Below are 23,785 nucleotides of genomic sequence, written 5' to 3'. Positions count from 1 at the left end.
CCTGGCCGGCTTTGACGGGCGGCCTGCCCGGCCTTATCGGGCGGCCTTGTCCGCGAAGGCCGTCCAGCTGGTCACGTTGGGCGCCGACCACTCCTCGGGCGCGTGCAGGAAGTGCTCGCCCACGTGCGCGCGGAGCCGGTCGGGCACCTCGGTCGTCTTGTGGCCGCGGCAGTGGTAGACCAGCCCACCCTGGCGCTGCCCCATCGCCATCCACGGCAGCCACGGCGAGACCCGGCACCACGAGAACACACACGGCACGCTCGGCACCCCGGAATCGAGATCCTTGGCCGAGGCGAAGAACTGGAACAGCTCCAGCGCCCGGTAGGTGTCACTGGCCGAGTTGTCGGGATAGTCGGCGACCTTGAGCGGTGACGGGTAGGCCAGCCGGATGTCGGCGTTGAAGACGACCTGGTCGCCGAGCCTGGTGGTGGGGACCGGGTAGGCGCCGAAGCGCTGGTTGACCGGGTCGTTGAAGACGTGCTGGACCTCGACGGACGCCCCGGTGAACGGGTTGTCCCAGGTGCCGAGGATCTCGCGGGACTTCGGGTCGAGGTAGGCCGCGGCCTCCCTGGTCAGCATCTGCCAGCCGCCGTCGGTCTCGACCGCCCTGGCCACGTTGACGCCCTCGAAGCCGAACAGGTGGTGCGGGCCGTCGTCCTGCTGCCAGCCGTAGACGTCACCGGTCCACCACGAGATCGTCTCCGCGCCGTCGGTCGAGGCACGCACGCGCATGAAATCCACAGGTCTCCCCCACGGGTGCTCTATTTGACGACGACCGCGAAGATCGCTTCGCCCGACTGCGCCTTGCTCTGCTCGTCGACGGGGCTGGCGCCGGCACTGGGACAGCGCCAGCAGTCGTACAGCCTGATCTCGGTGTTGCCCGGGTGCTTGCCGTTGAAGACGAAGTAACTCGTGCCGCCCGAGCCCGTCCCGCCGCCCTCGCTCTTGTATTCCTTGCTGATGAACGAGGCCACCTTGGCGTCGGGCACCGCCACGAGGCGCCACTGATCGCCGGTGGACGGGTTGTCGACCACGGCCAGCGAGAACCGCTGGCCCGGACCGACCTCCACCGTGACGGTCGAGCCCTTGGCGCCCTTGATGACCTTGCCGTAGTCGTTGACGGCCGACCCCGCGCCACAGCCCGTGCCGGCCCCCAGCATGAGGAGGGCCAGCAGGGCTGTGGCGGCCGTTCGACGAATCACTCAGGCAGGCTATCGGCTCGGGGGCTCACTTGCTCTTGTTGCGCCTCATGATCCGGCGCAGGACCAGGGCCACGAGGGCACCGGCGGCGGCGATGGCCAGCACGGGGCGCTTCCTGGCCTCCGTGGTGACCTTGTCGGCCGCTTCCTTGACCTGGTCGGGGGTGACATCTCGTACCTTGTCCGCCACCTCGGCGGCCTTGTCCTTCGCGACGTCCGCCACTACGGCGGCCTTGTCCTTGGCGACCTCGGCCACCACCGCCGCCTTGTCCTTCGCGACCTCGGCCACTACGGCGGCCTTGTCCTTGGCGACCTCGGCCACCACCGCCGCCTTGTCCTTGGCGACCCCGGCCACCTCGGTGGCCTTGCCCTTCGCCGCCTCCGCCGCGTCGTTCGCCCGGCCCTTCACGTCCGCCTTGTCGGCCAGGGCCGCCACGGTGTCTCCGAGTTCCTGACGGGTTTCCTTGATGTTTTTGTGCACGTCGTCCTCTTCCTCATCATCGTCGTCGGTCGCCGATTCCGCCCTCAGCGACTCCGTCTCGCCTTCCCTGGCCTCCGCCGCCTCGGTCCGGTCGTCGACCAAGGGGGGTTCGGGGATGAAGGTCTCGTGCTCCTGACGGGCGGCCTCCGCCTTCGTCGCGTTCTCCGCCGCGCCCGGCCTGGTCGGCGGTACGTTGACGGACTCGTGGTCCGTCGGCATGCCGACCGTCGTCCGGCGGGCGCCCACGTCCCCGGCGTGCTGCTCGCTGTATCCCTGCTCGCCGTATTCGGGGTCCGTCTCACTCATCGCCGAGCCCTCTCCTTGACCACGTCGATATCGGCCTTGACGCTGGCGATCGTCTCTTCCGGCACCAGCGGCGCGGCCTGTTTCACCTGGTTCTTACCGATGAGACCCAGCACTGCGGCAACGGCGAACAAGGCGCCCGCCACAACCGCGGCAGCCGCCCAGGCGGGCATCACCAGGGCGAGCAGCAGAATGACGGCCGCCACCAGGGCGGCACCGCCGAAGAACGCGGTCATTCCCGCCGCCCCGAACAGGCCCGCGCCGAATCCCGCCTGCTTGCCCTTCCGCGTGAGCTCCAGCCGCGCCAGCCGCAATTCGTCTCTGACGAGCCGGGAGACCTGCTCGGACAGTTCGTTGACCAGCTTGTGGGTGTCGTTCACGTCGCCTCCTCTGCCGAGGAGGCGACTACCCAGCGAAGTGGCTTTCTATCACCGCTTGGCGGCCCGCAGCAGGAAGTCGACGACGGACAGAACTGGGGACTTGGGAACGTCGCACCAGGTGTCGGGCTTCTCGGGCTTGCTCCACGGGGAGGGCAGCTCACACGAAGGAGCCGACGGCTTGGGCCGTTCGCACCACGATCCGGGAGGATTCATATTTTCACTGTACAACTTCCCCTGCGGGTGTCACCGGAATCGCCGACCCGCGCGGGGATGGGGAACCTCACCTGCGGGTGTCACCGGCCTGCGCGATGATGTGGGTCAGCGGGGCCACCCGCCGGTAGGGGTCGCTCGCCCCGGCCCGCTCCTCGCACTCCAGCAGGAGGTCCAGGTCGTCGGGGAGGGGCGCGTCGTCGGCCGCCAGGTCCGTGAGCACCCGCACGCCGTACCACTGCCGGACGCCCAGCCCTCGTACGGCCAGGCGCCGCGTCAGGTCGTCGAGCCGGTCGGCCCGCGCCCGGACGCCCAGGCGGTTGGTGTACGCGTCCGCGTCGAACGCCTCCCTGGCCGCCGCCCAGTCCCCCGTCATCCCCGGCCGCATGGCCAGCGCGTCACCGTTGCGTACGAGCAGGGACAGCACCCCGCCGGGCGCGAGCACCTCCGCCATGGCCGCCAGGAGCGGCTCGGGATCGTCGAAGTACATGAGCACTCCGTGGCAGAGGACCACGTCGAAGCTCCCGCGCCCGAACAGCTCCCCCAGGCGCTCGGCGGGCGCGTGCACCACCTCGATGGCCATCCCCGGCTCGATCCGCTCTTTCAGCAGCCCGAGCAGATCGCTGGAGGCGTCGAGCGCGGTCACCTGATGCCCCTGGGCGGCGACCCTGAGCGTCTGGGTCCCCTGCCCACAGCCGACGTCCAGCACCCTGGCCGGGGCGGGCGGGAGATGGGCCGCCAGCTGTCGGCTCACCAGCTCCTGCCTGACCACGTCACGCAGGCTGCCCAGCCGCTCCCGCCACCTTTTCTCGCCTGCTGAGAACCCCATCATGAAGGCCTTTCACAGAGTAAAACATCGGTCACGCAGTGTAGTATTTCCGATGACGCGAGCGAAAGGATGACCGCGATGGCCACCGGCACTACGCGCAGAAAGACACGCAGGCGTGCAGCCGCGCCTGAGCCCGGCGGCGACTGCCGGCCGTCGCCCGCGTGGGGTCCGGGCTGGGGGCGATCCGGACCGACCCAGACCGAGCTCAAACGCGAACAGCTCTGGCAAACCCTCATCGGAGAGGGTTGGAGAGCCGAAATCATCCGTGGAAGGGTCGTAGTGAGCCCCTGGACGAAGAGACGTCATGCGCAGCTGGTCCACCGCGTTCAGATGCAGCTTTTCGAGTTCGCGCTTGACAAGGGGTGGGAGTTCTACCAGACCTGGGCCGTTCACATCCCGCCCCATCGGGGCGACAAACGGCTTCCCGATCTGCTGGTCGCACCACCGGACAGCCCCGAGTTCGACGAGAACCAGGCCTACGGCCACGGCACGCTCCTGGTCGTCGAGATCACCTCCTCCGACAACCGGACCGATGATCTGCAGGTCAAGCCCGCCGAATATGCCCGGGCCGGCGTGCCCATCATGCTGATCGTCGACGACTTCTCCGCCCCTCGGTCGGTCACGCTGCTGTCGGACCCGCGTGATGGCGAGTATCGCAGCATGGCCAAGGTGGATGAAGGCGAGCAGGTGAAGTTGCCGGAACCGTTCGGGGTCGTGCTCGACACCGGCCTGATCTTCCGCTGAGCAAGGCACCCAGCCGGGGGCGCAGGTACGGGGCCTGAACAGCTTGATGACGCGAGCGAAAGGACGACCATGCCCACCGGCAGCACGTATGGGAAGGCACACGGGCACGACCCCGCCCTGGGTGCAGAGCGCCCGCCGATCGCCGCACCCACGTGGGGCCCTGGATGGGGCGCCTTGGGACCCACCGACGACGAGCGCCGCCGCGAACAGGTGTGGGAGAGGCTCGTCGGCCAAGGGCTGAGGCCGGAGATCGTCGATGGGCGGATCTATGTGAGCTCCAGGGCCAAGAGACGGCACTGCGTCCTGGTCGACCGGCTGGCGGACCAGCTCTGCGACGTCAAGCGGAAGAACGGCTGGGAGTTCTACCAGTCCTGGGCGGTTCACATTCCGCCGGGGCGTGGCGACAAACGGCTGCCCGACCTCCTGATCACCCCGCCGGGGAGCCCGGAGTTCGACGGCAACCAGGCCTACGGATACGGCACGCTGATGGCCGTCGAAGTGGTGTCGTCCGACAGCCGCGACGACGATCTGGAGGCCAAACCCGTCGCCTACGCGCGGGCGGGGGTCCCGATGATATTGATCCTCGACGACTTCTCCACCCCTCCGTCTGTCAGGTTGCTTCACGGGCTGTCCGACGGCGTGTACGCCACCTCGATCGTCGTCGAGGCGGGGCAGCCGCTGCCGCTGCCGGAGCCGTTCGGAGTCACGCTCGAGACCGGGCCCATCTTCCTCTAGAGGGGAGATACGCTGCCGAGATGCTGGTCGTACACGGGGTCTGGGCAGGAGACGCCCTCGCCTTCTGGGCAGAGGACACCGACGGCACCTCGCAATCCGCCGGCGCGCCCGCCGGCGGGACGACCAGCGGCGCCACCACCCACCCAGCCACCGAAACGACCGCGGGAACCGCCCAGCAGGCCGTCGGGACGGCCGCGGGAGTGGTCGTGCGGCCGCATCCGTTCGCCGCGACCGCTGCCGCGCTCGGCGATCTGCTCGGCCTCCTGCCTGACCCGGACGTCGCGCTCCATGACCACGCCTCCTCCGCCGGAAACCCGGCGCTCGGCGATCCGCCCGGCCTCGCGCCCGACTCAGCCATCACGCTCCGTGACCACGCCGCCTCCACCGAGGGCCTGCGGGAGGCATTCACGGAACGACAGCCGGCCGATCGGCTGCCGCCGGTGCCACTGGGTGGCTCCGTGCGCGGTCTGCGGTTGATGTTGCCCGGCTCCGCCAAGGAGCCGCTGGCCTCGCCCGAGGCCGGGCGACTGTCGGCGGTAGCCCGGCCGCGCCTGCATCTGTGGGAGGTGCCCGCCGTCGTCCCGGCCACCGATGACGCGCTGCGGGTCCTCGCCGAACACCCCGGCGCCGCCACCGTACGCCACTGGGGGGTGGTCGCCGAGTTCGCGCGCGATCTCGTACGGCGGGGCCGGGTCATCCCTCAGCTCATCCCCCAGAACCGGCAGCACTCGCGAGAAGCCGATGGGCGGGCGGTGTGGCGGGCGGTGCTGACCGGGGCCGACGCCGCCTACTTCCGGGACCTCGCCCTCGCCATGCCGCCCGCCTGCCGTACCTCCGAGATCGAGCGCCCCTCCGTGGAGGTGCTCGGGGCGGCGCTCGACGCGTTCGCCGACGCGCTCGTCAGGGCGTCGCTCACCGAGCCGCTCGTGACCGCACCCCGTACGGGCCAGGAGCGGTGGCTGGCGGCGCTGACCGGTGCCGACGACAGCTGCCCGGACAGCCCGGAGCTGCGCCGCGAGCTGGAGGAGTGGCGGGCTTCCGTAGCCGCCGCGGACGGGGCCGCCAGGGTGTGCTTCCGCCTGCTCGAGCCCACCGCCGACCTCGAACGCCTGGACGGCACCGCCCCCATCTCTGCCGACCACCTCGACCGACTGGGCGGCACCGCCCCGCCCCCTGCCGACGACCTCGACCGACTGGATGACACCGCAGGCACCGTGAATACCGCAGGCACCACAGGCACCGACGATGACGATGCCCGCGGCTGGCGGGTCGAGATCGCGTTGCAGGCCGCCGACGACCCCAGCCTCTACGTACGCGCCGAACGGGTGTGGAGCGGCGAGCCGGTGCCCGGCCTGCCCAGAAGCCCGGAGCGCGAGCTGCTGGCCGGGCTGGGCCGTGCCGTACGCCTGTACCCCGACCTCGACCGGGCCCTTCGGGTCGCCGAGCCGACGGGGCTGGAGCTGGACACGGCAGGCGCGTTCGAGTTCCTGCGGCAGGCGGCGCCGCTGTTGCAGGCCGCCGGGTTCGGGGTGCAGCTGCCGCGCTGGGCCGGCCGTACGAGGCTGGGGCTGAAGCTGACCACCCGCACCAAGAAGCAGAGCGCGGCCACCGCCCAGGGGTTCGGGCTGCGCGAGCTGGTGGACTTCCGGATCGACCTCGCGGTCGGCGGCGAGACGATCAGCGAGGCGGAGCTGGCCGAGCTGGCCAGGCTGAAGGTGCCGCTGGTACGCGTCCGCGGGCAGTGGGTGGAGCTCGACGACCGTCAGCTCAAGGCCGCGCTGAAGGCCGTCGGGGGCGAACGCACCGGCGAGCTGCCCGCCGCCGAGCTGCTGCGCCACGTGGTCCAGGGTGACGACGAGCTGCCGCTGCTGGAGGTCGACGCCGACGGCGTGCTCGGTGATCTGCTGTCCGGCCAGGCCGAGCGGCGGCTCCAGCCGATGGCCACGCCCAGCGGCCTGGACGCGACGCTGCGGCCCTACCAGGAGCGCGGGCTGGCCTGGCTGAGCTTCCTGTCGGAGCTGGGGCTGGGCGGGGTGCTGGCCGACGACATGGGGCTGGGCAAGACGGTCACCACGCTGGCGCTGCTGGTCCACGAGCGGGCGGGCACGCCGACGCTGCTGGTGTGCCCGATGTCGCTGGTGGGCAACTGGGAGCGGGAGGCGGCCAGGTTCGCGCCGGGGCTGCGGGTCTATGTGCACCACGGCAGTGGCCGGGACGCCCAGGCGATCGGCGACGCCGACCTGGTGATCACCACGTACGGCACGGCCCAGCGCGACCTGGAGACGCTGCGGCAGGTCGAGTGGCGGCGGGTGGTCTGCGACGAGGCCCAGGCGATCAAGAACAGCGGCACCCTGCAGTCGCAGGCGGTCCGGGCGATCCCCACGGGCACGCGGCTGGCCCTGACCGGGACACCGGTCGAGAACCATCTCGCCGAGCTCTGGTCGATCATGGAGTTCGCCAATCCGGGGCTGCTCGGGCCGCGGTCGCGGTTCAGGACCCGGTTCCAGGAGCCGATCGAGGCGCGCCAGGACGAGCAGGCCATGCGGGCGCTCAAACGGGCGACCGGGCCGTTCGTGCTGCGCCGCGTCAAGACCGACAAGTCGATCATCTCCGATCTGCCGGAGAAGATGGAGGTCAAGGAGTGGTGCCCGCTCACGCCCGAGCAGGCCAGCCTCTACCAGGCCGTCGTCGACGACATGCTGGGCCGGATCGACGACAGCGAGGGCATCGAGCGCCGCGGCCTGGTGCTGGCGGCCATGGCCCGGCTCAAGCAGGTCTGCAACCACCCTGCCCACCTGCTCAAGGACGGCTCGCTCCTGTCGGGCAGGTCGGGCAAGCTGGCCCGGCTGGAGCAGCTCGCGGAGGAGATCGTGGCCGAGGGGGAGAAGGCGCTGGTCTTCACCCAATACGCGGAGTTCGGGACGATGCTCCAGCCCTACCTCGCGCAGCGGCTCGACCGGCCGGTGCTCTGGCTGCACGGCGGCCTGCCCAAGAAGACGCGTGACCGCCTGGTCGAGCGTTTCCAGCATGACGACGAGCCGATGCTGTTCCTGCTGTCGCTCAAGGCCGCGGGCGTCGGCCTCAACCTGACGGCGGCCAATCACGTGATCCACGTGGACCGCTGGTGGAACCCCGCGGTCGAGGACCAGGCCACCGACCGCGCCTTCCGGATCGGCCAGCGCAAGAACGTACAGGTGCGCAAGCTCATCTGCGCGGGCACCCTGGAGGAACGCGTGGACGAGATGATCGAGCGCAAGAAGGCCCTGGCCGAGAGCGTGGTCGGCACCGGCGAGGACTGGCTGACCGATCTGTCCACCGGCGAGCTGCGCGAGGTCTTCCGCCTGACCGCCGAGGCGGTGAGCTGAAATGGCGTGGTTCGAGGCCGCCAAGCCGATCAGGGTCGAGGGCGGGCTGCGGGCGCGTACACAGCGGGGTTCGATCGGCTCCACCTGGTGGTCGCGGCGCTTCATCGACATCCTGGAACGCGTCTGCGACAAGGGCCGCCTGTCCCGGGGCCGCGCCTACGCCCGCGCGGGCCAGGTCCTGTCGATAGACCTCGCCCCCGGCCTGGTCACGGCGGCCGTCCAGGGCTCGCGGCGCCGGCCGTACGACATCAGGATCGAGATCGAGGCGTACGACGAGGCGCGCTGGACGGCCATCGAGGAGGCGATCGCGGCGCAGGCCGTCTACCGGGCGAAGCTGCTGGCCGGTGAGATGCCGACGGAGATCGAGGAGCTGTTCGCCGCGCTGGGCATCGACCTGTTCCCCCGGGACCTGGACATGGAGTGCTCGTGCCCCGACTGGGGTCTGCCGTGCAAGCACCTGTCGGCGGTGCTGTACCTGCTGGCGGAGTCGTTCGACGACGATCCGTTCCTGGTGCTGGCCTGGCGCGGGCGCAGCCGCGAGCGGCTGCTGGGGTCGCTGGCCGATCCGGAGCCGGAGCCGATCGCGGTGCGGGACGTGCCGTTCGCCGACCGGCTGGCCGACTTCTACGCCCCGGGCGCCACCGCCCACCGGCCCGAACGCCGTCCCGCCGCGGCGGCCTCCGATCTCCTGCCCCGCGTCTTCCCGCCGCCGCGCGATCTGGCGGACCCGCTGGCCGCGGCGTACCGCCGCCTCGGCGAACCCCCGCATGATGAGAGCCAACCGGGGGTATCGCCACCGGATGGCATGCCGTATCAGTGAGTTGGTGCTCGACTGTCGAGATCCCGAACGTCTTGCCGCGTTCTGGTGTGAGGTGCTCGGCTACGTCATTCTCGATCGGGACGAGGACGGCAGCATCGAGATCGGTCCTGAGGCTGAAGGCTTCGGCGGTCTCCAGCCGACACTCGTCCTCAGCCCGGACGACCATCCGAAAACCGGAAAACTGCCGCTGCACATCGACGTGAACCCCACCGACCGCGACCAGGACGCCGAGCTCGAACGCCTGCTGGCCGCCGGTGCCAAGCCCGCCGACGTCGGACAGACGGGCGATGAGTCCTGGTACGTCCTGGCCGACCCTGAGGGCAACGAGTTCTGTCTTCTGCGCCGGCGCTTGAACGACTAGTCGCCAAGTCCTAGCGGTCGTCGAAGTCGGCGGGCACCATGACGCGCACCCCGTTGGGCACCACGCGGAGCCGGATCGGGGTGCGCAGGCGCACTTCGCCGTCGACGTCGGCCGCCATCGGCGGGTCGGTCTCCAGCAGCATCTCCTGACCCATCACGAACGGGCCGCCCGCCAGGCTGCGCCAGCGGCCGGTCGTGGCGCGCACCAGCGTCTCGCCGAGCAGCCGCAGCTTCTTGCCCGAGCCGAGTTGGTAGGCGACCAGCATGCCGTTGTCGATGCTGACGTCCTTGGCCAGCTGCCAGCCGCCGTGGAAGCGGCCGTTGGCGATGTTGAGCTGGTGGGTGAACAGCTCGTGGCGCGTGCCGTCGACCGTGATGTACGCGCGGAACGGCCGGTGACCGGGCAGGACCCGCAGCGCGGTCAGCGGGTAGGCGGGACGGCCGAGAATGCGCTTGAGCCACGGCTTGACCGTGCCCGCCACCTCGACGGACACGCCGAAGCTGGCCAGGTTGGCGAACGGCCGGTCACCCGCCATGCCGAGGTCGATGTCGGCCACCTTGCCGGTGGCGAACACCCCGACCGCCCCGGCCAGGTCGAGCGGCAGGCCGAGGCTGCGGGCGAAGTTGTTGGTGGTGCCCAGCGGCAGCACGCCGAGCGCCACGTCACGGTGGGCCACGTGGCGGACCGCCGAGGACAGTGTGCCGTCGCCGCCACCGACGATCAACAGGTCGGGCCGGGTCTCGAGAGCCTGGTCGAGCAGGGCGCGCAGCCGTTTGGGGTTGGAGACCGACAGCTCGGCCTGCGGCTCGAAGCCGAGGGCGTGGATCTGGTCGATCACCTCGAAGTAGTGCCGGCGACCCCGGCGCGAGCGAGTGTTGACCACCACCGCCACCCGGCGGTCCTGGAGGATCGCCTCGGTGTGCTCGGTCTTGGTACGCAGTTCGCTCATGGTCATCAATGGTAGGTGCGTCGGGGGCCACCTGCGGCCGACCTTAGGTGAATGGAACGCTACCCGCGGCCAGCCGAAAGGGGCCGCCGGATGTCCCGGCGGCCCCTCGATTTACTTCAACAGCCGGTTACTTCCACAGCCGGATGGCTGTTACTTCTTCGGCGGGATCACCTGGACGATGGCGCCCAGGTTGCCGGGCAGCGGCGAGACCAGCTTGAACTGGACGCCGAGCGCCTTGCCCTCGTCACCCGGGTTGCCGGAGCCGGCCACGTGGCCGCCCCCCAGGTCCGTGCCGTACAGCTCGGTGGCCGGGGTTCCGTCGAGGTTCACGACGCGGGTGCTGTACGGCTGGTCGCCCTTGGACGGGACGACCACCGACGCGTCGAAGTCGCGGTAGAACAGGCTGCCGTTCTGCACTTCCAGACCCGGGTACCAGGTCTTGGCGTCGGTGAAGTTCGGCACGCCCTTCAGCGCCGCGATGTCCGTGCAGTACTCGCTGAACGGCTCGTCCGCCGCCTCCAGGCACTCCTTGAGCGGGTACGTCTTCCCGAAGGAGAACGCCGCGTTGGACGACTGGGTGCGGCCTTCGAGGTTCTTGTGCCGCGTCGGGTCCTTCTGCGCCGCGGTGCCGGTGCGGCGCAGCGGATCGAAGTGCGAGTCCACGACCAGCAGGCTGCCCTTCGACCCGATGCTCGGCTGGAGATCGAGGTTGTTGGACAGCGAGTTGTTGGTGAACGTCGAGTCGCGGTACCACACCAGCAGGCCAGGGGCGTTGTACTTGACCTTCTCCACCTTCCACGCCCCGTCACGGGAGTAGTTGGTGTCGTAGGCGTACTGCAGGCCCTGGTCGAACCCGTCGAAGTTGCGCCACTCGGCCAGGTAGAAGCGGGACACCTCGCGCGAGCCGTTGTTGATCGTCCAGCCCTGGCCGCTCGTGTTGGTGTGCGTGCCGCCGATGGCCTTCCAGCCGTTCTCGCCGCCCTCGACGTCGTCGCTCCACACGGCGGTGCCGCCGTTGGTGAGCTGGAAGTCGTCGGCGTGCCAGCCGCGCGGGGTGAAGGCCGCGTCGGTGTTGTACGCGAGGCGCAGCTTGATCGTCTTACCGGCGAACGCGGTCAGGTTGACGTAGTCGTGCCGCCAGCCGTTGGTGTTGCCGGTGAGCCCGTACTTCTTGTTGCCGAACGTCTTGAGGTTCTTGTTCGGGTCCGGGTAGCCGTCGGGCGTGCTGACCTCGTTGCCCGCCTCGTCGTAGACCTTCTGCTGGGCCCAGGTCTCGCCGCCGTCGGTCGACACCTCGACGAAGCCGAAGTCCCAGTCCTGCTCGATCTCGTAGTTGTTCCACATCCAGAACCGCAGGTCGGTTCCGGCGGGCACCGCCACGTCACGGGTCAGCTTGACGTCCGCCCATTCCTGGTCCAGCCCGGACCACCAGGCGTTGGCGCCGCTGTGCGGGTCGACCATCTTCAGCGGCGTGGAGGCCAGGTTCACTCGGACGCCGTCCTGGGTGAGCTTGGGCGTCCGCGACGACTGTCCGACGGTGACCAGCTTGGCGGCGTCGCCCGGGTTGAACGTCTTCGGGTTCGCCCAGCCGAGCACCCACTTGTCCCACAGACCCATGTGGGTCGGCATGGACTGGAAGATCGGCCCGGAGTGCGAGCCGCTCGACATCAGGTCCCAGAAGTCGACGGCGGAGCTGGCCTGGCCCGAGGTGTCGTACAGGTCGGGCAGACCGAGGTCGTGGCCGTACTCGTGGGCGAAGACGCCGACGCCGGAGTCCTCCGGCTGCACGATGTAGTTGGAGATCTTCTTGTCGCTGCCGGGGATCTTGTAGCCGCCGGCCACCGCGCTGGAGTGCGCCCAGATCGCGTACGTGCCCTCGGCGCCGCCGTTCGACGACTTGTCCTTGCCCGCGTGCACCATGACCAGGTGGTCGATGACGCCGTCGGGCTCGCTGAAGTTGCCGTCACCGTCGACGTCGGAGACGTCCTCGACGTCGTAGTCGGCCCACGGGAAGTTCGGCTGGCTCTTGGCCAGCGCGTCCACCGTGTCGATGGCGAGCTGGCCCGCGCCGAGCGGGTTGTCCGGGTGGCCGGTCATGTCCTGGGGAGCGCCGCCGCAGGCCGCCGCGCCGTACCAGGCCTCGGAGTGCGGCGCCTTGATCCAGCCGACCGCGGAGCCGGTGACCGAGTAGGCGCCCTTGGACATCTCCTCGTACATCTTCTTCATGGTGAAGCCGGAGATGTCGATGCCGGGGCGGCCGTCGCGCGGGTCCTTCAGGTCGGGACGTACGCGCTGGGTGATGCCCTTGTCGGTGTAGAGCATCGTGTTGAAGTGCGAGGTGCTGAAGTCCTTGACCCAGAAGCTGTTGTTGTCCTTGTGCGGCAACGTCGCGGGGTCGGGGATGTTGTTGTGCAGCGGGCCGTTCTTGACCGTGCCCGCCGGCTCGACCACGCAGTCATCGGGCGCGCTGTTGACCGTGCGCAGGCGGTTGTAGCCGGAGAAGTCGTCGTTGGCCTGCTCGTTGAACTCGACCAGGACGGTCAGCAGCTTGGCGACGCGGGTCTGCTTGGACTTCTTGAAGATGAAGTCGGCGGGGTTGCGACCGGTCTTGATCGCCTCGTTCTCGCGGGCCGCGAGCACCCGGGCGGCGGCCGGGTTGCCGCTGGTGAACTTCCTGTCGGTCTTCTGCGCCGGGCTGAGCGAGCGGGCCTTCTGGTTGGGCAGGAGAGGCTCGTCGGGCGTCTCTTCGACGCTGGGCGGCGCATAGTTGATGTAGAAGTCGGATGCGCCCGGCTCGTACCTGGCGGCAGAGGCAGGAGCGGCGGGGACCGTCAGCGCGGCGCCGAGGAGGGCGACCGCGGGTAATGCGGTTAACAGACGCTTTGTGCTGGGCACTGATAACCCTCTCTGCCCGGGATCGCCGGGCCGCATGGCCACAGGGTGCAATGCCGGAATTTAGAGGGTGAGTAAAGCCAACGTAAAGAGCCCGGTCGAAATGTGATGAAACTAGAACAAAAGCAGCGCCCCAGTCACGGCGCCCACAATCGCCCCGCCGTAGCAGAGCACCGCGATCAGCGAGTCGTAGCGGGCGATGCCGAACAACTCCTCGCTGGTGAACCGGATCCGATGCGCGGCGTGGAACAGGCAGAGCACGATGACCACGAGCAGCGCGAGCCGTACGAGGACGTTGTCCAGGAGCGCGCGCAGGTGCGCGACGGTCGGCCAGTCGATCACGCCGAGCGGCATGAGCACGCCGAACAGCAGGACCAGCACGGGCAGCAGCAGCGCGGCGGCCACTCCCCCGCCGCTGAAGAGCAGCCACAGGTACGGCTCTATCGTCCGCTTCACGGTGACCTCAGGATGAAGTAGGCGATCAGGACGGACAGCGCCAGCCACGCCGAATGGTTGCCGCCCTGGATCATCCAGGCGGGCACCCGCCAGCCGTCGAGCCGGACCACGGTGGCCTTCGGCGCCAGGTTCAGGAACGTGACGGCGTGGAAGGCGGTCGCGACCAGGGCCACCACGTTGACGGCGATCATCCAGGGCCGGGCGGCCAGGGCGGTGAAGTCCTGGAAGGTGCCGTTCAGCAGGGCGCCGACCAGCAGGAGCAGGAAGACGACCGTCCACGCGACCAGCACGCTGGTGAGCTCGCGCAGGACGAAGATGGTGTAGTTGCGGGTACGGGCGAACCAGAACGCGTCCCGCGGCGGCCGGTAGGTGCTCGTCGCTCGCTCGCTCCCGGGCGGCCTGGTCATCGCTTGCTCCAGGGCAGTACCGAGCGCAGGGCGGCGGTCAGCTTGCCGCGCTGGATCGCCTCGGCCGGGTCCACGTGCTTGGGACAGACCCGCGTGCACTCTCCGACGAACGTGCAGCCCCAGACCGCCTCCTCCAGGTTGAGCACGTCGAAGCGGTCGCCCATGTCCCGGGAATCGAGGTTGTAACGCTGCGCCAGCGCGATCGCGGCCGGGCCGAGGAAGTCGGGGTTGAGCACGTACACCGGGCAGGCCGAGTAGCAGAGCATGCAGTTGATGCACATGCTGTACTGCTTGTAGGCGTCGAGCTGCTCGGGCGTCTGCGCGTACTCCGTGGTCAGCGGCAGCTCCTCGCCCTCCCTGATGAGCCACGGCCGCACCGACGACAGCTTGGCCAGGAAGTCGTCGATGTCCACGACCAGATCCCTGATCACCGGGAAGCCCTTGAGCGGCTCGATCCTGATCGGCCCGTCGCCGTACTCGGTGAGGAAGGTCCCGCAGGTCAGCCGGGGCTCGCCGTTGACGGTCATGCCGCACGAGCCGCAGACGCCCATGCGGCACGACCAGCGGAACGACAGGCTGCCGTCGAGCCGGTCCTTGACGTAGTTCAGGCCGTCGAGCACCGCCCAGTCGGCCGTCAGCGGCACGTCGTAGTCCTGGAAGACCGGCTCGCTGTCCTGCCCCGGCCGGTAGCGGGCGACCTCCAGCCGGATCGTGCGGGTGGCCGCCGCCTGCCGTACGGACTCTTCGGTGTCAGTCACGTCCATAGACCCTTTCCCCCGGAGGCCAGCGGGTGATCGTCACGGGCAGCAGGCCGACCGACGGCGTGCCGTCGGGCGCGCGGTGCACCAGCGAGTGCGCGAGATAGGAGGTGTCGTCCCTGGCGGAGAAGTCGGTGCGCTGGTGCGCGCCGCGCGACTCCTTCCGGTTGAGCGCGCAGGCGACGATGGCCTGCGCGACATCGAGCATGGTGTGCAGCTCCTGCAGGTTGATCAGCTCGGTGTTGAACGTCGTGCTGGAGTCGTCGACACGCGCCTCTTGCGCGCGTTCGCGCAGCTCTGCGAGGGTGTCGACGGCTCTGGCGAGCACGCCGCCGGTCCGGTAGATCCCGGCCGCGCCCTCCAGGGTGTGCTGCATCTCCTCGCGCAGGTCGGCGATCCGCTCGCCCTTGCCCGGCGCATCTCGCGCGCGTTCCAGCCGCCGCCGCTCGTCATCCCCCTGTGTCCGTACGGCCTCGTGCTCGCCGTGCTCTTTGTGCTCTTTCGCGAACCTCGCGGCGGCCAGGCCCGCCCTTCTGCCGAACACGAGGATCTCCGGGAGCGAGTTCGAGCCGAGCCGGTTGGCGCCGTTGATGCTGACGCACGCGGTCTCACCGGCCGCGAACAGCCCGGCGACCGGAGTGGCGCCGTCGAGGTCGGTGTGGACGCCGCCCATCATGTAGTGCACGACCGGGCGGACCGGGATGAGGTCGGTGGCCGGGTCGAGGTTCTGGTAGCTCTTGCACAGCTCGCGGACGAACGGGATACGGGAGTCGATCTTGCCCTCGCCGAGGTGGCGCAGGTCCAGGTAGACGACCGGCCCGTACGGGGTGTCGACCGTGCGGCCCAGCTGCTGCTCGTGCACGAACGCCTGGGAGAGGCGGTCGCGCGGGCCCAGCTCCATGCTGCGCAACTTGGGTGTCGGCGTGGGTTTGCCCAGGTCGTAGTCCTGGAGGTAGCGGTAGCCGTCCTTGTTGATCAGCCAGCCGCCCTCCGCCCTGGCCGCCTCGGTGATGAGGATGCCGGTGAACGGCAGGCCGGTCGGGTGGTACTGGACGAACTCCATGTCCTTCAGCGGCGCGCCCGCCCGGTAGGCCAGGGCCATGCCGTCGCCGGTCTTGATCGCGGCGTTCGTGGTGAAGGGGAAGACCCGGCCGCAGCCGCCGGTGGCCAGGATGACGGTCCTGGCGGCGATGGTCTCGATGCGGCCGGTTCGCAGCTCGACGGCCACGACGCCGTGGACCCGGCCGTCGTCGACGACGAGCTTGGTGACGTGCCACTCGTCGTACCGCACGATGTCCGGATATTTCAGTGTTGTTTGGAACAAGGTGTGGAGAAGGTGGAAACCGGTTTTGTCGGCCGCGTACCAGGTGCGCATCCGCTTCATCCCGCCGAACGGCCGGACGGCCACCCGGCCGTCCGGCTCGCGGCTCCACGGGCAGCCCCAGTGCTCCAGCTGGATCAGCTCGCGGGGCGCCTCCTCCACGAACGCCTCGACCGCGTCCTGGTCGCAGAGCCAGTCGCCGCCGGAGATCGTGTCGTAGCAGTGCTCGTCGAGCGTGTCGCCGACGCCGATCACCGCGGCGGCGCCGCCTTCGGCGGAGACCGTGTGGCTGCGCATCGGGTAGACCTTCGACACGACCGCCACCGTGAGCGCGGGGTCCGTCTCGGCGACCGCGATGGCCGCGCGCAGACCCGCTCCGCCTCCTCCGACGATGAGCACGTCGATCATGTGCGATCAGCTCCCGTGGTCGGGTTGTATCGGGTCCTTCACCCGCTTGCCGTCATGGCGGATGGCGGAGAGGTGGATGCTGCCGTCGTGGTACTCGTGGCGGATCCGGCGGCAGCCGCAGTCGAAGATCTGGTCGCGGATCACCAGGCCGTAGCCGTCGTCGTCGACGAGGCGCTCGCCGGCGGACTTCTTGCCGCAGGGGGCCGTCTCGGGGGTGAAGGGAGTCTTCGTGCCGGTCATCGCCGATCTCCTTAGATGGGCGAAACGTCATCTCCACACAAGCACCCGGACCTGCTTCGGAGAAGGCCCGGCTTTCGGAACGGCTCTTTGGCACGGCTCTTTGGCACGTGCCGGTCAGCCGGGCTGCTCCTCGGTCTCTTTCGAACCCTCTTCCCCAGTCTCCTCTTCCCCGGCCCCCTCTTCGAATTCCTCCTTCGGCAAGTGCGGATAGTGCAGATCGAACGCGGGCCGTTCCGACCGGATGGGCGGGAGGAAGGTGAAGTTGTGCCGTGGCGGCGGACACGAGGTGGCCCACTCCAGGCTGTTGCCGTAGCCCCAGGGGTCGTCGAGCGTCACCTTGGGCGCCCGCCTGGCGGTCTTCCAGACGTTGTAGAGGAACGGCAACGTCGAAGCGCCGAGCAGGAATGCCCCGATGGAGGAGATCTCGTTCATCCCGGTGAAGCCGTCGGCCGGGCTGTAGTCGGCGTATCGCCTGGGCATGCCCATCGCCCCGAGCCAGTGCTGGATCAGGAACGTGGTGTGGAACCCGATGAACAGCGTCCAGAAATGCACCTTCCCCAGCCGGTCGTCGAGCATCCGCCCGGTCATCTTCGGCCACCAGAAGTAGAACCCCGAGAACATGGCGAACACCACGGTCCCGAACACCACGTAATGGAAGTGCGCCACCACGAAATACGTGTCGCTGATGTGGAAGTCGAGCGGCGGCGACGCCAGGATGACCCCGGTCAGGCCGCCCAGCAGGAACGTCACCAGAAACCCGACCGCGAACAGCATCGGCGTCTCGAAAGACAGGTGGCCCCGCCACATCGTGCCGATCCAGTTGAAGAACTTCACCCCTGTCGGCACCGCGATGAGGAACGTCATGAACGAGAAGAACGGCAGCAGCACCTGACCCGTGGGGAACATGTGGTGCGCCCACACGGTCATCGACAGTCCGGCGATCGCGATCGTCGCCCCGACCAGCCCGCCGTATCCGAAAATCGGCTTGCGGCTGAACACCGGGATCACCTCGGTGATGATCCCGAAGAACGGCAGCGCGATGATGTACACCTCGGGGTGCCCGAAGAACCAGAACAGGTGCTGCCAGATCAACGGCCCGCCGTTGGCGGCCTCGAAGACGTGCGTACCGAACTTGCGATCCGATTCGAGCACGAGCAGCGCGGCGGCCAGCACGGGAAACGCCATGAGGACGAGCATGCTGGTCAGCAGGGTGTTCCAGGTGAACAGCGGCATCCGGAACATCGTCATGCCCGGCGCCCGCAGTCCGATGATCGTGGTGATGAAGTTGACGGAGCCGAGAATCGTCCCGAGGCCCGACAGCGCGAGCCCCATGATCCACAGATCGCCGCCTATGTGCGGCGTGAAGGTGGCGGTGGAGAGCGGTGTATAGGCGAACCACCCGAATTCGGCGGCCCCGCCCGGCGAGGCGAACCCGGCCAGCACGATCAGGCCGCCGAACAGGAACATCCAGTACGCGACCGCATTGAGCCGGGGAAACGCGACGTCAGGTGCGCCGATCTGCAAGGGCATGATCACATTGGCGAATCCGGCGAACAGCGGAGTGGCGAACAACAGCAGCATGATCGTGCCGTGCATGGTGAACAGCTGGTTGTAGAGCTGCTGGCTCACGATTTGCATCCCGGGCTGTACCAATTCGGCCCTGATCACCATGGCCATAATGCCCGCGACGAGGAAGAACCCGAACGAGGTGATCAGATAGAGATAGCCGATGACCTTGTGATCGGTCGTCGACAGCCAGGACACAATGATCTTACCGGTGCGCCGGCGTCTGACCTGCTCGATCGAGGTCTCGCGAACTGTCGTCACGAGTGCTCCCTCCTTTGCGGAGTGTGCTCTGCCCCGATCCTCCAATTCCACGCCAACGATCGCCATACGGGAAGCAATTTTCAACATTCATCGCACACGTCTTTGCCTGGCACCCCTTTTTCGGTCCGCAGGGCATGCACTCGGCGCATGGATTCCATGCGAGATCGTCGCTGGTGGACCACCTTCCACCCCCGTAACGTTTCGCAATATGTCCCCCACCCCACCCGCCACCGGACCTTCCGTGGGACCTTTCACCGAACCCTCCACCGGACCCTTCGCCGAACCCTCCATCGGCCTTCACATGCCGAACGGCTTCGCCGCCGCCGACCGCCAGGGCGCCGCCCGGGTGGCCAGGCTCGCCGAAAGCCTGGGCTACGAGTCGCTGTGGACCGCCGACCACATCGTCCTGCCCAGCCCCCGAGTGGACTCCGCCCCTCTGGAACCGGACGTGCCGCTCCTGGACGCCGTGGTCTCGCTGGCCTTCCTGGCCGCGCACACCGAGCGCATCCTGCTGGCCACCGGCTGCGTCGTACTCCCCCAGCGCGACCCGCTGATCCTCGCCAAGCAACTGGCCAGCGTGGACGTCCTCAGCGGCGGCCGCCTGATCTTCGGCGTGGGCGCCGGCTACCTGGAGCCCGAACTCCGCGCCTTGGGCGTCCCGATGTCCGACCGCGGCTCCCGCCTGGAGGAGTACCTGACGGCCATCCGCTCCCTCTGGCAGGACGAGAAGCCCGCCTTCGACGGCCGGCACGTCTCCTTCAAGGACGTGGACGCCCACCCCCGCCCCCTCCAGCGCCCGGTCCCCGTCGTCATCGGCGGCCACACTCCGGCCGCCCACCGCCGAGCCGCCACGCTGGCCGACGGCTGGTACGGCTGGATGCTCGGCCTACGTGCCACAGCCACCCAACTGGAGTCACTGAGGGCCGTGTCGACCAAACCCCTGCACATCTCGGTCACCCCGGCCCGCCGCCTCGATGCCGCCACCGTGAGGTCGTATGCGGAACTGGGCGTGGACCGCCTCATCGTGGCCACCCCACCGGGCCTGTCCTTGCCCGAGCTGGAATCTTTCGTCACCCGAAACGCCCCAGCCGAATTCCTCACTTAAGTCCCGAACCTTTTCCCATTCCCCGGCATCCAACTCCGCATCACCATAAAGAAGATCACCTTGCGCACCCCAGCCACAACGGGCTTCGCTTCACCGGCGCTTCGCGCTTTCGAGGCTCAGGCGCTTCTTCCAGTCGAGCCAACGGCTCGACCCCTGTAGGGCCTCGCGTTGCTCGGGCTGCCTTCCTCGGGCGCGCCTTCGGCGCGCAACCCCTCACGACCGGCGCTTCGAGAGAGTGGGCAGTTTATTGTGGCTGCCCACGAAATTTGCTGAGTCGGTCGCCTTTCCATACGCCGCGACTCCGGTCCTCTGCTTCCAGCGCCACGCCAGAGCCGGTCACGTCTCTCAGATCATCACGGCGGGCCTGACCATAGCCGAGTAAGGCCCGGTGTCCGTGGCTATGGCTCTTGCTTGCATCGATGGTGGTGTTTCAGGAGTCCTTCCCAGACCGGCCGGGCGTCCGAGTAGCGGCCGCGGGCTGTCTCCTCATAGTGCTTGCCGTTGAAGCGCAGGATGAGGAACTTGCCGCCCTCGCTGCACCACTCGTACTCCCCGCAGCAGGAGGTTTCGGTTACCCGGAGGGGGCCATAGGGACTGTGCGGTTCCCATTCGGACGTCGCGATCTGGCTCCGTCCCACCTTAATCGCCAGTGGCGATCACGGTCGGCGGGCTGGCCTTGATGCGGCGCAGGCGCAGCAGGGTCCTGCCGTAGATGTAGGAGGGTTGCCGCGCGTGGCGGTCGAGACGCGCCAGCCGGACCGTCCCGGTGGCACCAGGAGCCAACAAGCCGAGCGCTTCGGTCAGCAGTGCGGCAGCCCGTTCGGACTCAGCGGTGATGCCGCACGCTCCCCGGCCGGAGTGGTCGATGGCCATCCATGAGAAGAAGGCATCGGTGTCGAAGTGCATGAATACATCAGAGCTGTGCGTGGTAGCACGCCAGAAGAGGACACTGGGAGGCGCTCCCGGATGTCCGCCCCCCGTGTCCGCCCGTCTCTGGAGGTGCGCTGGATGACCGATCACGTCCCGGCGGTTCCTGTCTGGGCCACCCGGCTGCTTGCCGCCCGTACCACCCGAGGTTGGTCGCAGCGCGAGCTGGCCCAACAGTTGGTCAAAGCCTCTGCCAAGCCGCTCCCCGAGCCGGCGAACCTGATCCGGCGCATTCGCGGCCACGAGACCGGCGAGCACCGGCCCGACGCCTTCTACACCAAGCTCTACTGCACTGCGTTCGGCGTGACGGAAGACCAGTTGTTCGGCACCGTCATAAAGCCGGTCCCCGCCCTCGCCCTTCCGTCACTGGCGCCCGACCCTGACCTGTACGAACGCATCACCCGCGCCATCAAGAACCCGCCACGGGTCGATCTGGAAACAGTGCAATGGCTGGAACACTGCCTGGCCGAACACCGCCGCGTCGAGGACACCATCGGCAGCCGTCCGCTGCTACCACTCGTCCACGCGCAGCTGTCCACCGTGGCAGACCTCGCGAGAGGCGCCAGAGGACCGCTGGCGGACCGCGCGGTCGCCGTCCTCGCCCAGTACGCCCAGTTCGTCGCATGGATGTGCCAGGACTCCCGCAACCATCCTGCCGCGCTCGCCTGGTACGACCGCTCCCACGCCTGGGCCGTCGAAGCCGGAGACGCCTGCCTCGCTTCAACCACCCTGAACATGCGCGCCCACCAGGCATGGAGCCTCGGCGACCCACACCGATGCGTCCGCCTCGCCGAGGCCTCCCGCTGGCAGGACGGCCGGACAACGCACGGTGTGCGAGGCATGGCCGCCCAGATGGCCGGCAGGGGGCACGCCCAGATGGGCGAGGCCAACCACGCACGCACCAGACTCGCCGAAGCCGAAGAACTCATCAGAACCGCGGCCGAACACCCCGACGACGAGCCGCCCTGGATGTACTTCTACGGCGAGGGCTGGTTCCTCATGCAGCGCGGCATGGCGGAACTGGAACTCGGCGACGGCCGCCGCGCCACCGACTACATCGAACGCGGGCTGTCGACCCTGCCTGAGCCTTACCGGCGCGATCGAGCATGGTTCGGGGCCTGCCTGGCGCGAGCCCACATCATGCAGGGCGATGCCGAGGCCGCAACCTCCATCGCCTTGAACGTGGCTCCGGATGCTGCGGCGGTCAACGCCTACGCCGTAGCCGAGCTCCGACGTGCCGCGCACGAACTGGCGGAGGCAGGCGCGCCCGGAGGACAGGCGATCAGAGACTCGCTTCTCGCCACATAGCGTGGGATACGTCGGCTAAGCGGCGCCTGCTTGGACTACTCAGGCCGCGTTGGTGCGGTGTCCGGTGAAGCTCACCTGGGTGTCGTCGTTGTCGAGGGCGATGTTAAGGGTGGCGTCAAGGGCCTCGGCCAGCTTGGGGAGAAGCGGCAGTGTGGGAACGGTGTCAGAGCCTTCGATCCGGGAGACCTTCGCCTGGGTGAGGCCCGCCCGGTCGGCCAATTCAGCCTGAGTGAGCCCGAGTTCGGTGCGCCGATCGTACACCGCCTTCGCCAGGGCCATGGACAGCCGGATCTCGCGACGAGCCTCGGCCACGTCCTCCGGCTCGGTGAAACCCGCGGCGAGCTTGCGTTCGCGCAAGGTCTTCCAACGGCTGTGGCTCATTGCTCCACCTCAACTTCCTCAATGGTGCGGATGAACTCCTCGTGTGCTGGACCGTATTCGTATGGCAGCACCGTCGAGGGTGGGCCGCAGCTAAAATCGGCGACGACTCGGTGCACGCCACGAGGGCCACCAAGGGGACGAAGTCGAATCCCGTACCCCAGACCCAGCAGTTCATCGCGGTACGCAAAGAACGCGGCCGTAGCTATCTACTGGGACCGGCACAACGACGATCAGAACCCTCGCCAAGCACCAGGCAGACGCGACGAAGATGGCCGCCAAGCTCTGCCGCATCGGCAATTGCTGAACGTCCTGGCCAACAGTCAGTTCAAGGAAGATCCTGGTCCTTCGACGAGTTGCATGCATACCCGGCCGGGCAGGACGCTGACGTCGCCCTGCTCATCTGGCGGAAGCAAGCCCTGGTTTCCAGACAGCCGTGCGTCTCCCCACATCGGTCCGGCCCTCTGGTCACCGGGCCTCGCCCCGCAGGATCTGCTCGAAGACATACCTGGCCATCGAGGTCAACGTCCATGGGGTTTCGCGGACGGTTTGCTCCGTGCGGTCGGTACGGCGGACGAAACTCTGACCGGCGGCGGCGCACAGTTCGTACGTCGTTTCGCGGCATTCACAAGTGTGGGAGATCACCCGGATGCGTGACGCCCGGGGGTGGGTTAATGCCAGGTCAGCTTGACATGCTCCGGCGTGGGTGGCGCGACGTGCGGGCCGTGAAAGTCAGCAAGCTCGTCGGCCGGCATGTCAGCGGGTCCTTCCCTCGAAGATCTCGACGAGGTCCTTGAGAGCTAGGTTCACACGGATCATGACGAGGTCGTGGATGTGATCTCCGCCTGGAGGCAGCCGGTAGCCGTGCTTCTCGAGTACGGCTCGGATCTCGACTGCCAGGCGGGGTTCGAATCGTAGGTCTGTGACGGGGTTAGCCATGGGTCGGGCCTCCGGCATCCGATCAGGGTTCGCCCAGCGCCATCTCTTGGTCGAACCTCGACATCTTGAGAGCCTTGCACTGCCAGCCTAAAGCAAACGTCCGCAAACGTCTGCCCCTAATGTCAAACATGGGTGGCTGACGGACTACGGAGGCGGACATTTACGGTCAATGCTTATGACGATCGACCATGAAGGGCCCACACCGCTCTACCGGCAGCTCGCCGACCTGCTGCGGGCCCAAATTGTGGATGGCACTCTCCCACCCAACCGGCCGATCCCGACCGAGCAACGGCTGATGCATGAACACGAGTTGGGCCGCGACACCGTCAGAAAAGCCGTAGCCATCCTGCGCAAGGAAGGCTTGATCATCGCGATCCGTGGCCGCGGAACCTTCGTGGCCCCCAGCAAGAGCCTGTCCGAGACGGAGTCGCAGTAGAACTCAG

24 protein-coding genes are annotated in these 23,785 nt (G+C 68.4%); 8 read left to right on the top strand and 16 right to left on the bottom strand.

The annotated features are described in order from the left end of the window. Positions 1–33 precede the first annotated feature (33 nt). The 6 genes from LDL49_RS05145 to LDL49_RS05120 form a co-directional block, all read right to left on the bottom strand. A complete protein-coding gene (locus LDL49_RS05145; protein ID WP_225289714.1) occupies positions 34–732 on the bottom strand; it encodes a DUF1838 family protein in 699 nt (232 codons plus the stop codon). Positions 733–761: 29 nt separating this feature from the next. Next, complete coding sequence (locus LDL49_RS05140) at positions 762–1,202, bottom strand: protease inhibitor I42 family protein (protein ID WP_225289713.1); 441 nt, start codon at positions 1,200–1,202, stop codon at positions 762–764. Positions 1,203–1,227: 25 nt separating this feature from the next. Continuing rightward, positions 1,228–1,986, bottom strand: coding sequence for a DUF3618 domain-containing protein (locus tag LDL49_RS05135; protein WP_225289712.1), 759 nt, complete (start codon positions 1,984–1,986; stop codon positions 1,228–1,230). Further along, a complete protein-coding gene (locus LDL49_RS05130) occupies positions 1,983–2,363 on the bottom strand; it encodes a phage holin family protein (protein ID WP_225289711.1) in 381 nt (126 codons plus the stop codon). Before LDL49_RS05130 ends, LDL49_RS05135 begins: the two co-directional genes overlap by 4 nt. Positions 2,364–2,411: 48 nt before the next feature. Continuing rightward, positions 2,412–2,576, bottom strand: coding sequence for a hypothetical protein (locus LDL49_RS05125; RefSeq protein ID WP_225289710.1), 165 nt, complete (start codon positions 2,574–2,576; stop codon positions 2,412–2,414). 67 nt (positions 2,577–2,643) lie between these two features. Further along, the gene (locus LDL49_RS05120) at positions 2,644–3,405 is read right to left on the bottom strand and encodes a class I SAM-dependent methyltransferase (RefSeq protein WP_225289709.1); all 762 of its coding nucleotides are present in this window, start codon (positions 3,403–3,405) and stop codon (positions 2,644–2,646) included. Between the two features lie 75 nt (positions 3,406–3,480). Here LDL49_RS05120 and LDL49_RS05115 point away from each other — a divergent pair, with 75 nt between their 5' ends. The 5 genes from LDL49_RS05115 (at position 3,481) to LDL49_RS05095 (ending at position 9,427) form a co-directional block, all read left to right on the top strand. Beyond that, positions 3,481–4,146 carry a Uma2 family endonuclease gene (locus LDL49_RS05115; RefSeq protein ID WP_225289708.1) on the top strand — a complete coding sequence of 222 codons (666 nt, stop codon included), beginning with the start codon at positions 3,481–3,483 and terminating at the stop codon, positions 4,144–4,146. A gap of 69 nt (positions 4,147–4,215) precedes the next feature. Continuing rightward, positions 4,216–4,881 (top strand): Uma2 family endonuclease, encoded by a 666-nt coding sequence (locus LDL49_RS05110; RefSeq protein ID WP_225289707.1) that lies wholly within the window; start codon positions 4,216–4,218, stop codon positions 4,879–4,881. Between the two features lie 20 nt (positions 4,882–4,901). Further along, positions 4,902–8,246: a DEAD/DEAH box helicase gene (locus tag LDL49_RS05105; RefSeq protein WP_225289706.1), complete on the top strand. Its 3,345-nt coding sequence runs from the start codon at positions 4,902–4,904 to the stop codon at positions 8,244–8,246. Between the two features lies 1 nt (position 8,247). Continuing rightward, complete coding sequence (locus LDL49_RS05100; RefSeq protein WP_225289705.1) at positions 8,248–9,066, top strand: SWIM zinc finger family protein; 819 nt, start codon at positions 8,248–8,250, stop codon at positions 9,064–9,066. Continuing rightward, positions 9,047–9,427, top strand: coding sequence for a VOC family protein (locus LDL49_RS05095; protein WP_225289704.1), 381 nt, complete (start codon positions 9,047–9,049; stop codon positions 9,425–9,427). The genes LDL49_RS05100 and LDL49_RS05095 overlap by 20 nt, the downstream gene beginning before the upstream one ends. Before the next feature lie 10 nt (positions 9,428–9,437). On the opposite strand, the gene LDL49_RS05090 is transcribed toward LDL49_RS05095, so the two are convergent. The 8 genes from LDL49_RS05090 to ctaD form a co-directional block, all read right to left on the bottom strand. After that, positions 9,438–10,376: a diacylglycerol/lipid kinase family protein gene (locus tag LDL49_RS05090; protein WP_225289703.1), complete on the bottom strand. Its 939-nt coding sequence runs from the start codon at positions 10,374–10,376 to the stop codon at positions 9,438–9,440. Between the two features lie 150 nt (positions 10,377–10,526). Then, a complete protein-coding gene (locus tag LDL49_RS05085) occupies positions 10,527–13,271 on the bottom strand; it encodes an immune inhibitor A domain-containing protein (RefSeq protein WP_225289702.1) in 2,745 nt (914 codons plus the stop codon). Between the two features lie 111 nt (positions 13,272–13,382). Further along, entirely contained in the window at positions 13,383–13,724 is a 342-nt protein-coding gene (frdD, locus tag LDL49_RS05080; RefSeq protein WP_225289701.1) for a fumarate reductase subunit FrdD, read from the bottom strand. After that, complete coding sequence (locus LDL49_RS05075) at positions 13,721–14,131, bottom strand: succinate dehydrogenase/fumarate reductase transmembrane subunit (RefSeq protein ID WP_225289700.1); 411 nt, start codon at positions 14,129–14,131, stop codon at positions 13,721–13,723. Before LDL49_RS05075 ends, frdD begins: the two co-directional genes overlap by 4 nt. Next, positions 14,128–14,889 (bottom strand): succinate dehydrogenase iron-sulfur subunit, encoded by a 762-nt coding sequence (gene sdhB, locus LDL49_RS05070; protein WP_225289699.1) that lies wholly within the window; start codon positions 14,887–14,889, stop codon positions 14,128–14,130. The genes LDL49_RS05075 and sdhB overlap by 4 nt, the downstream gene beginning before the upstream one ends. Then, positions 14,882–16,618 (bottom strand): fumarate reductase (quinol) flavoprotein subunit, encoded by a 1,737-nt coding sequence (gene frdA / locus LDL49_RS05065; RefSeq protein WP_225289698.1) that lies wholly within the window; start codon positions 16,616–16,618, stop codon positions 14,882–14,884. The genes sdhB and frdA overlap by 8 nt, the downstream gene beginning before the upstream one ends. Positions 16,619–16,624: 6 nt before the next feature. Beyond that, positions 16,625–16,858 (bottom strand): hypothetical protein, encoded by a 234-nt coding sequence (locus LDL49_RS05060; RefSeq protein ID WP_225289697.1) that lies wholly within the window; start codon positions 16,856–16,858, stop codon positions 16,625–16,627. Between the two features lie 114 nt (positions 16,859–16,972). Further along, complete coding sequence (gene ctaD / locus LDL49_RS05055; protein ID WP_225289696.1) at positions 16,973–18,685, bottom strand: aa3-type cytochrome oxidase subunit I; 1,713 nt, start codon at positions 18,683–18,685, stop codon at positions 16,973–16,975. A gap of 301 nt (positions 18,686–18,986) precedes the next feature. Here ctaD and LDL49_RS05050 point away from each other — a divergent pair, with 301 nt between their 5' ends. After that, complete coding sequence (locus tag LDL49_RS05050; RefSeq protein WP_225289695.1) at positions 18,987–19,790, top strand: LLM class F420-dependent oxidoreductase; 804 nt, start codon at positions 18,987–18,989, stop codon at positions 19,788–19,790. Between the two features lie 639 nt (positions 19,791–20,429). On the opposite strand, the gene LDL49_RS05045 is transcribed toward LDL49_RS05050, so the two are convergent. Further along, on the bottom strand, positions 20,430–20,696 hold the full coding sequence (locus LDL49_RS05045) for a hypothetical protein (protein WP_225289694.1): 267 nt from the start codon (positions 20,694–20,696) through the stop codon (positions 20,430–20,432). 102 nt (positions 20,697–20,798) lie between these two features. Here LDL49_RS05045 and LDL49_RS05040 point away from each other — a divergent pair, with 102 nt between their 5' ends. Beyond that, positions 20,799–22,025: a helix-turn-helix domain-containing protein gene (locus LDL49_RS05040; protein WP_225289693.1), complete on the top strand. Its 1,227-nt coding sequence runs from the start codon at positions 20,799–20,801 to the stop codon at positions 22,023–22,025. 39 nt (positions 22,026–22,064) lie between these two features. Here LDL49_RS05040 and LDL49_RS05035 read toward each other — a convergent pair whose 3' ends face one another. Beyond that, the gene (locus tag LDL49_RS05035; protein WP_225289692.1) at positions 22,065–22,406 is read right to left on the bottom strand and encodes a helix-turn-helix domain-containing protein; all 342 of its coding nucleotides are present in this window, start codon (positions 22,404–22,406) and stop codon (positions 22,065–22,067) included. A gap of 1,111 nt (positions 22,407–23,517) precedes the next feature. On the opposite strand from LDL49_RS05035, the gene LDL49_RS05030 reads away from it, so the two are divergent. Further along, complete coding sequence (locus LDL49_RS05030) at positions 23,518–23,778, top strand: GntR family transcriptional regulator (protein ID WP_225289691.1); 261 nt, start codon at positions 23,518–23,520, stop codon at positions 23,776–23,778. Positions 23,779–23,785 lie beyond the last annotated feature (7 nt).

This window comes from Nonomuraea aurantiaca (genome assembly GCF_020215705.1).
Classification (GTDB): domain Bacteria; phylum Actinomycetota; class Actinomycetes; order Streptosporangiales; family Streptosporangiaceae; genus Nonomuraea; species Nonomuraea aurantiaca.
The sequence above is the reverse complement of the archived record's forward strand: the minus strand, read 5'-3'. Positions and strand labels throughout refer to the sequence as shown.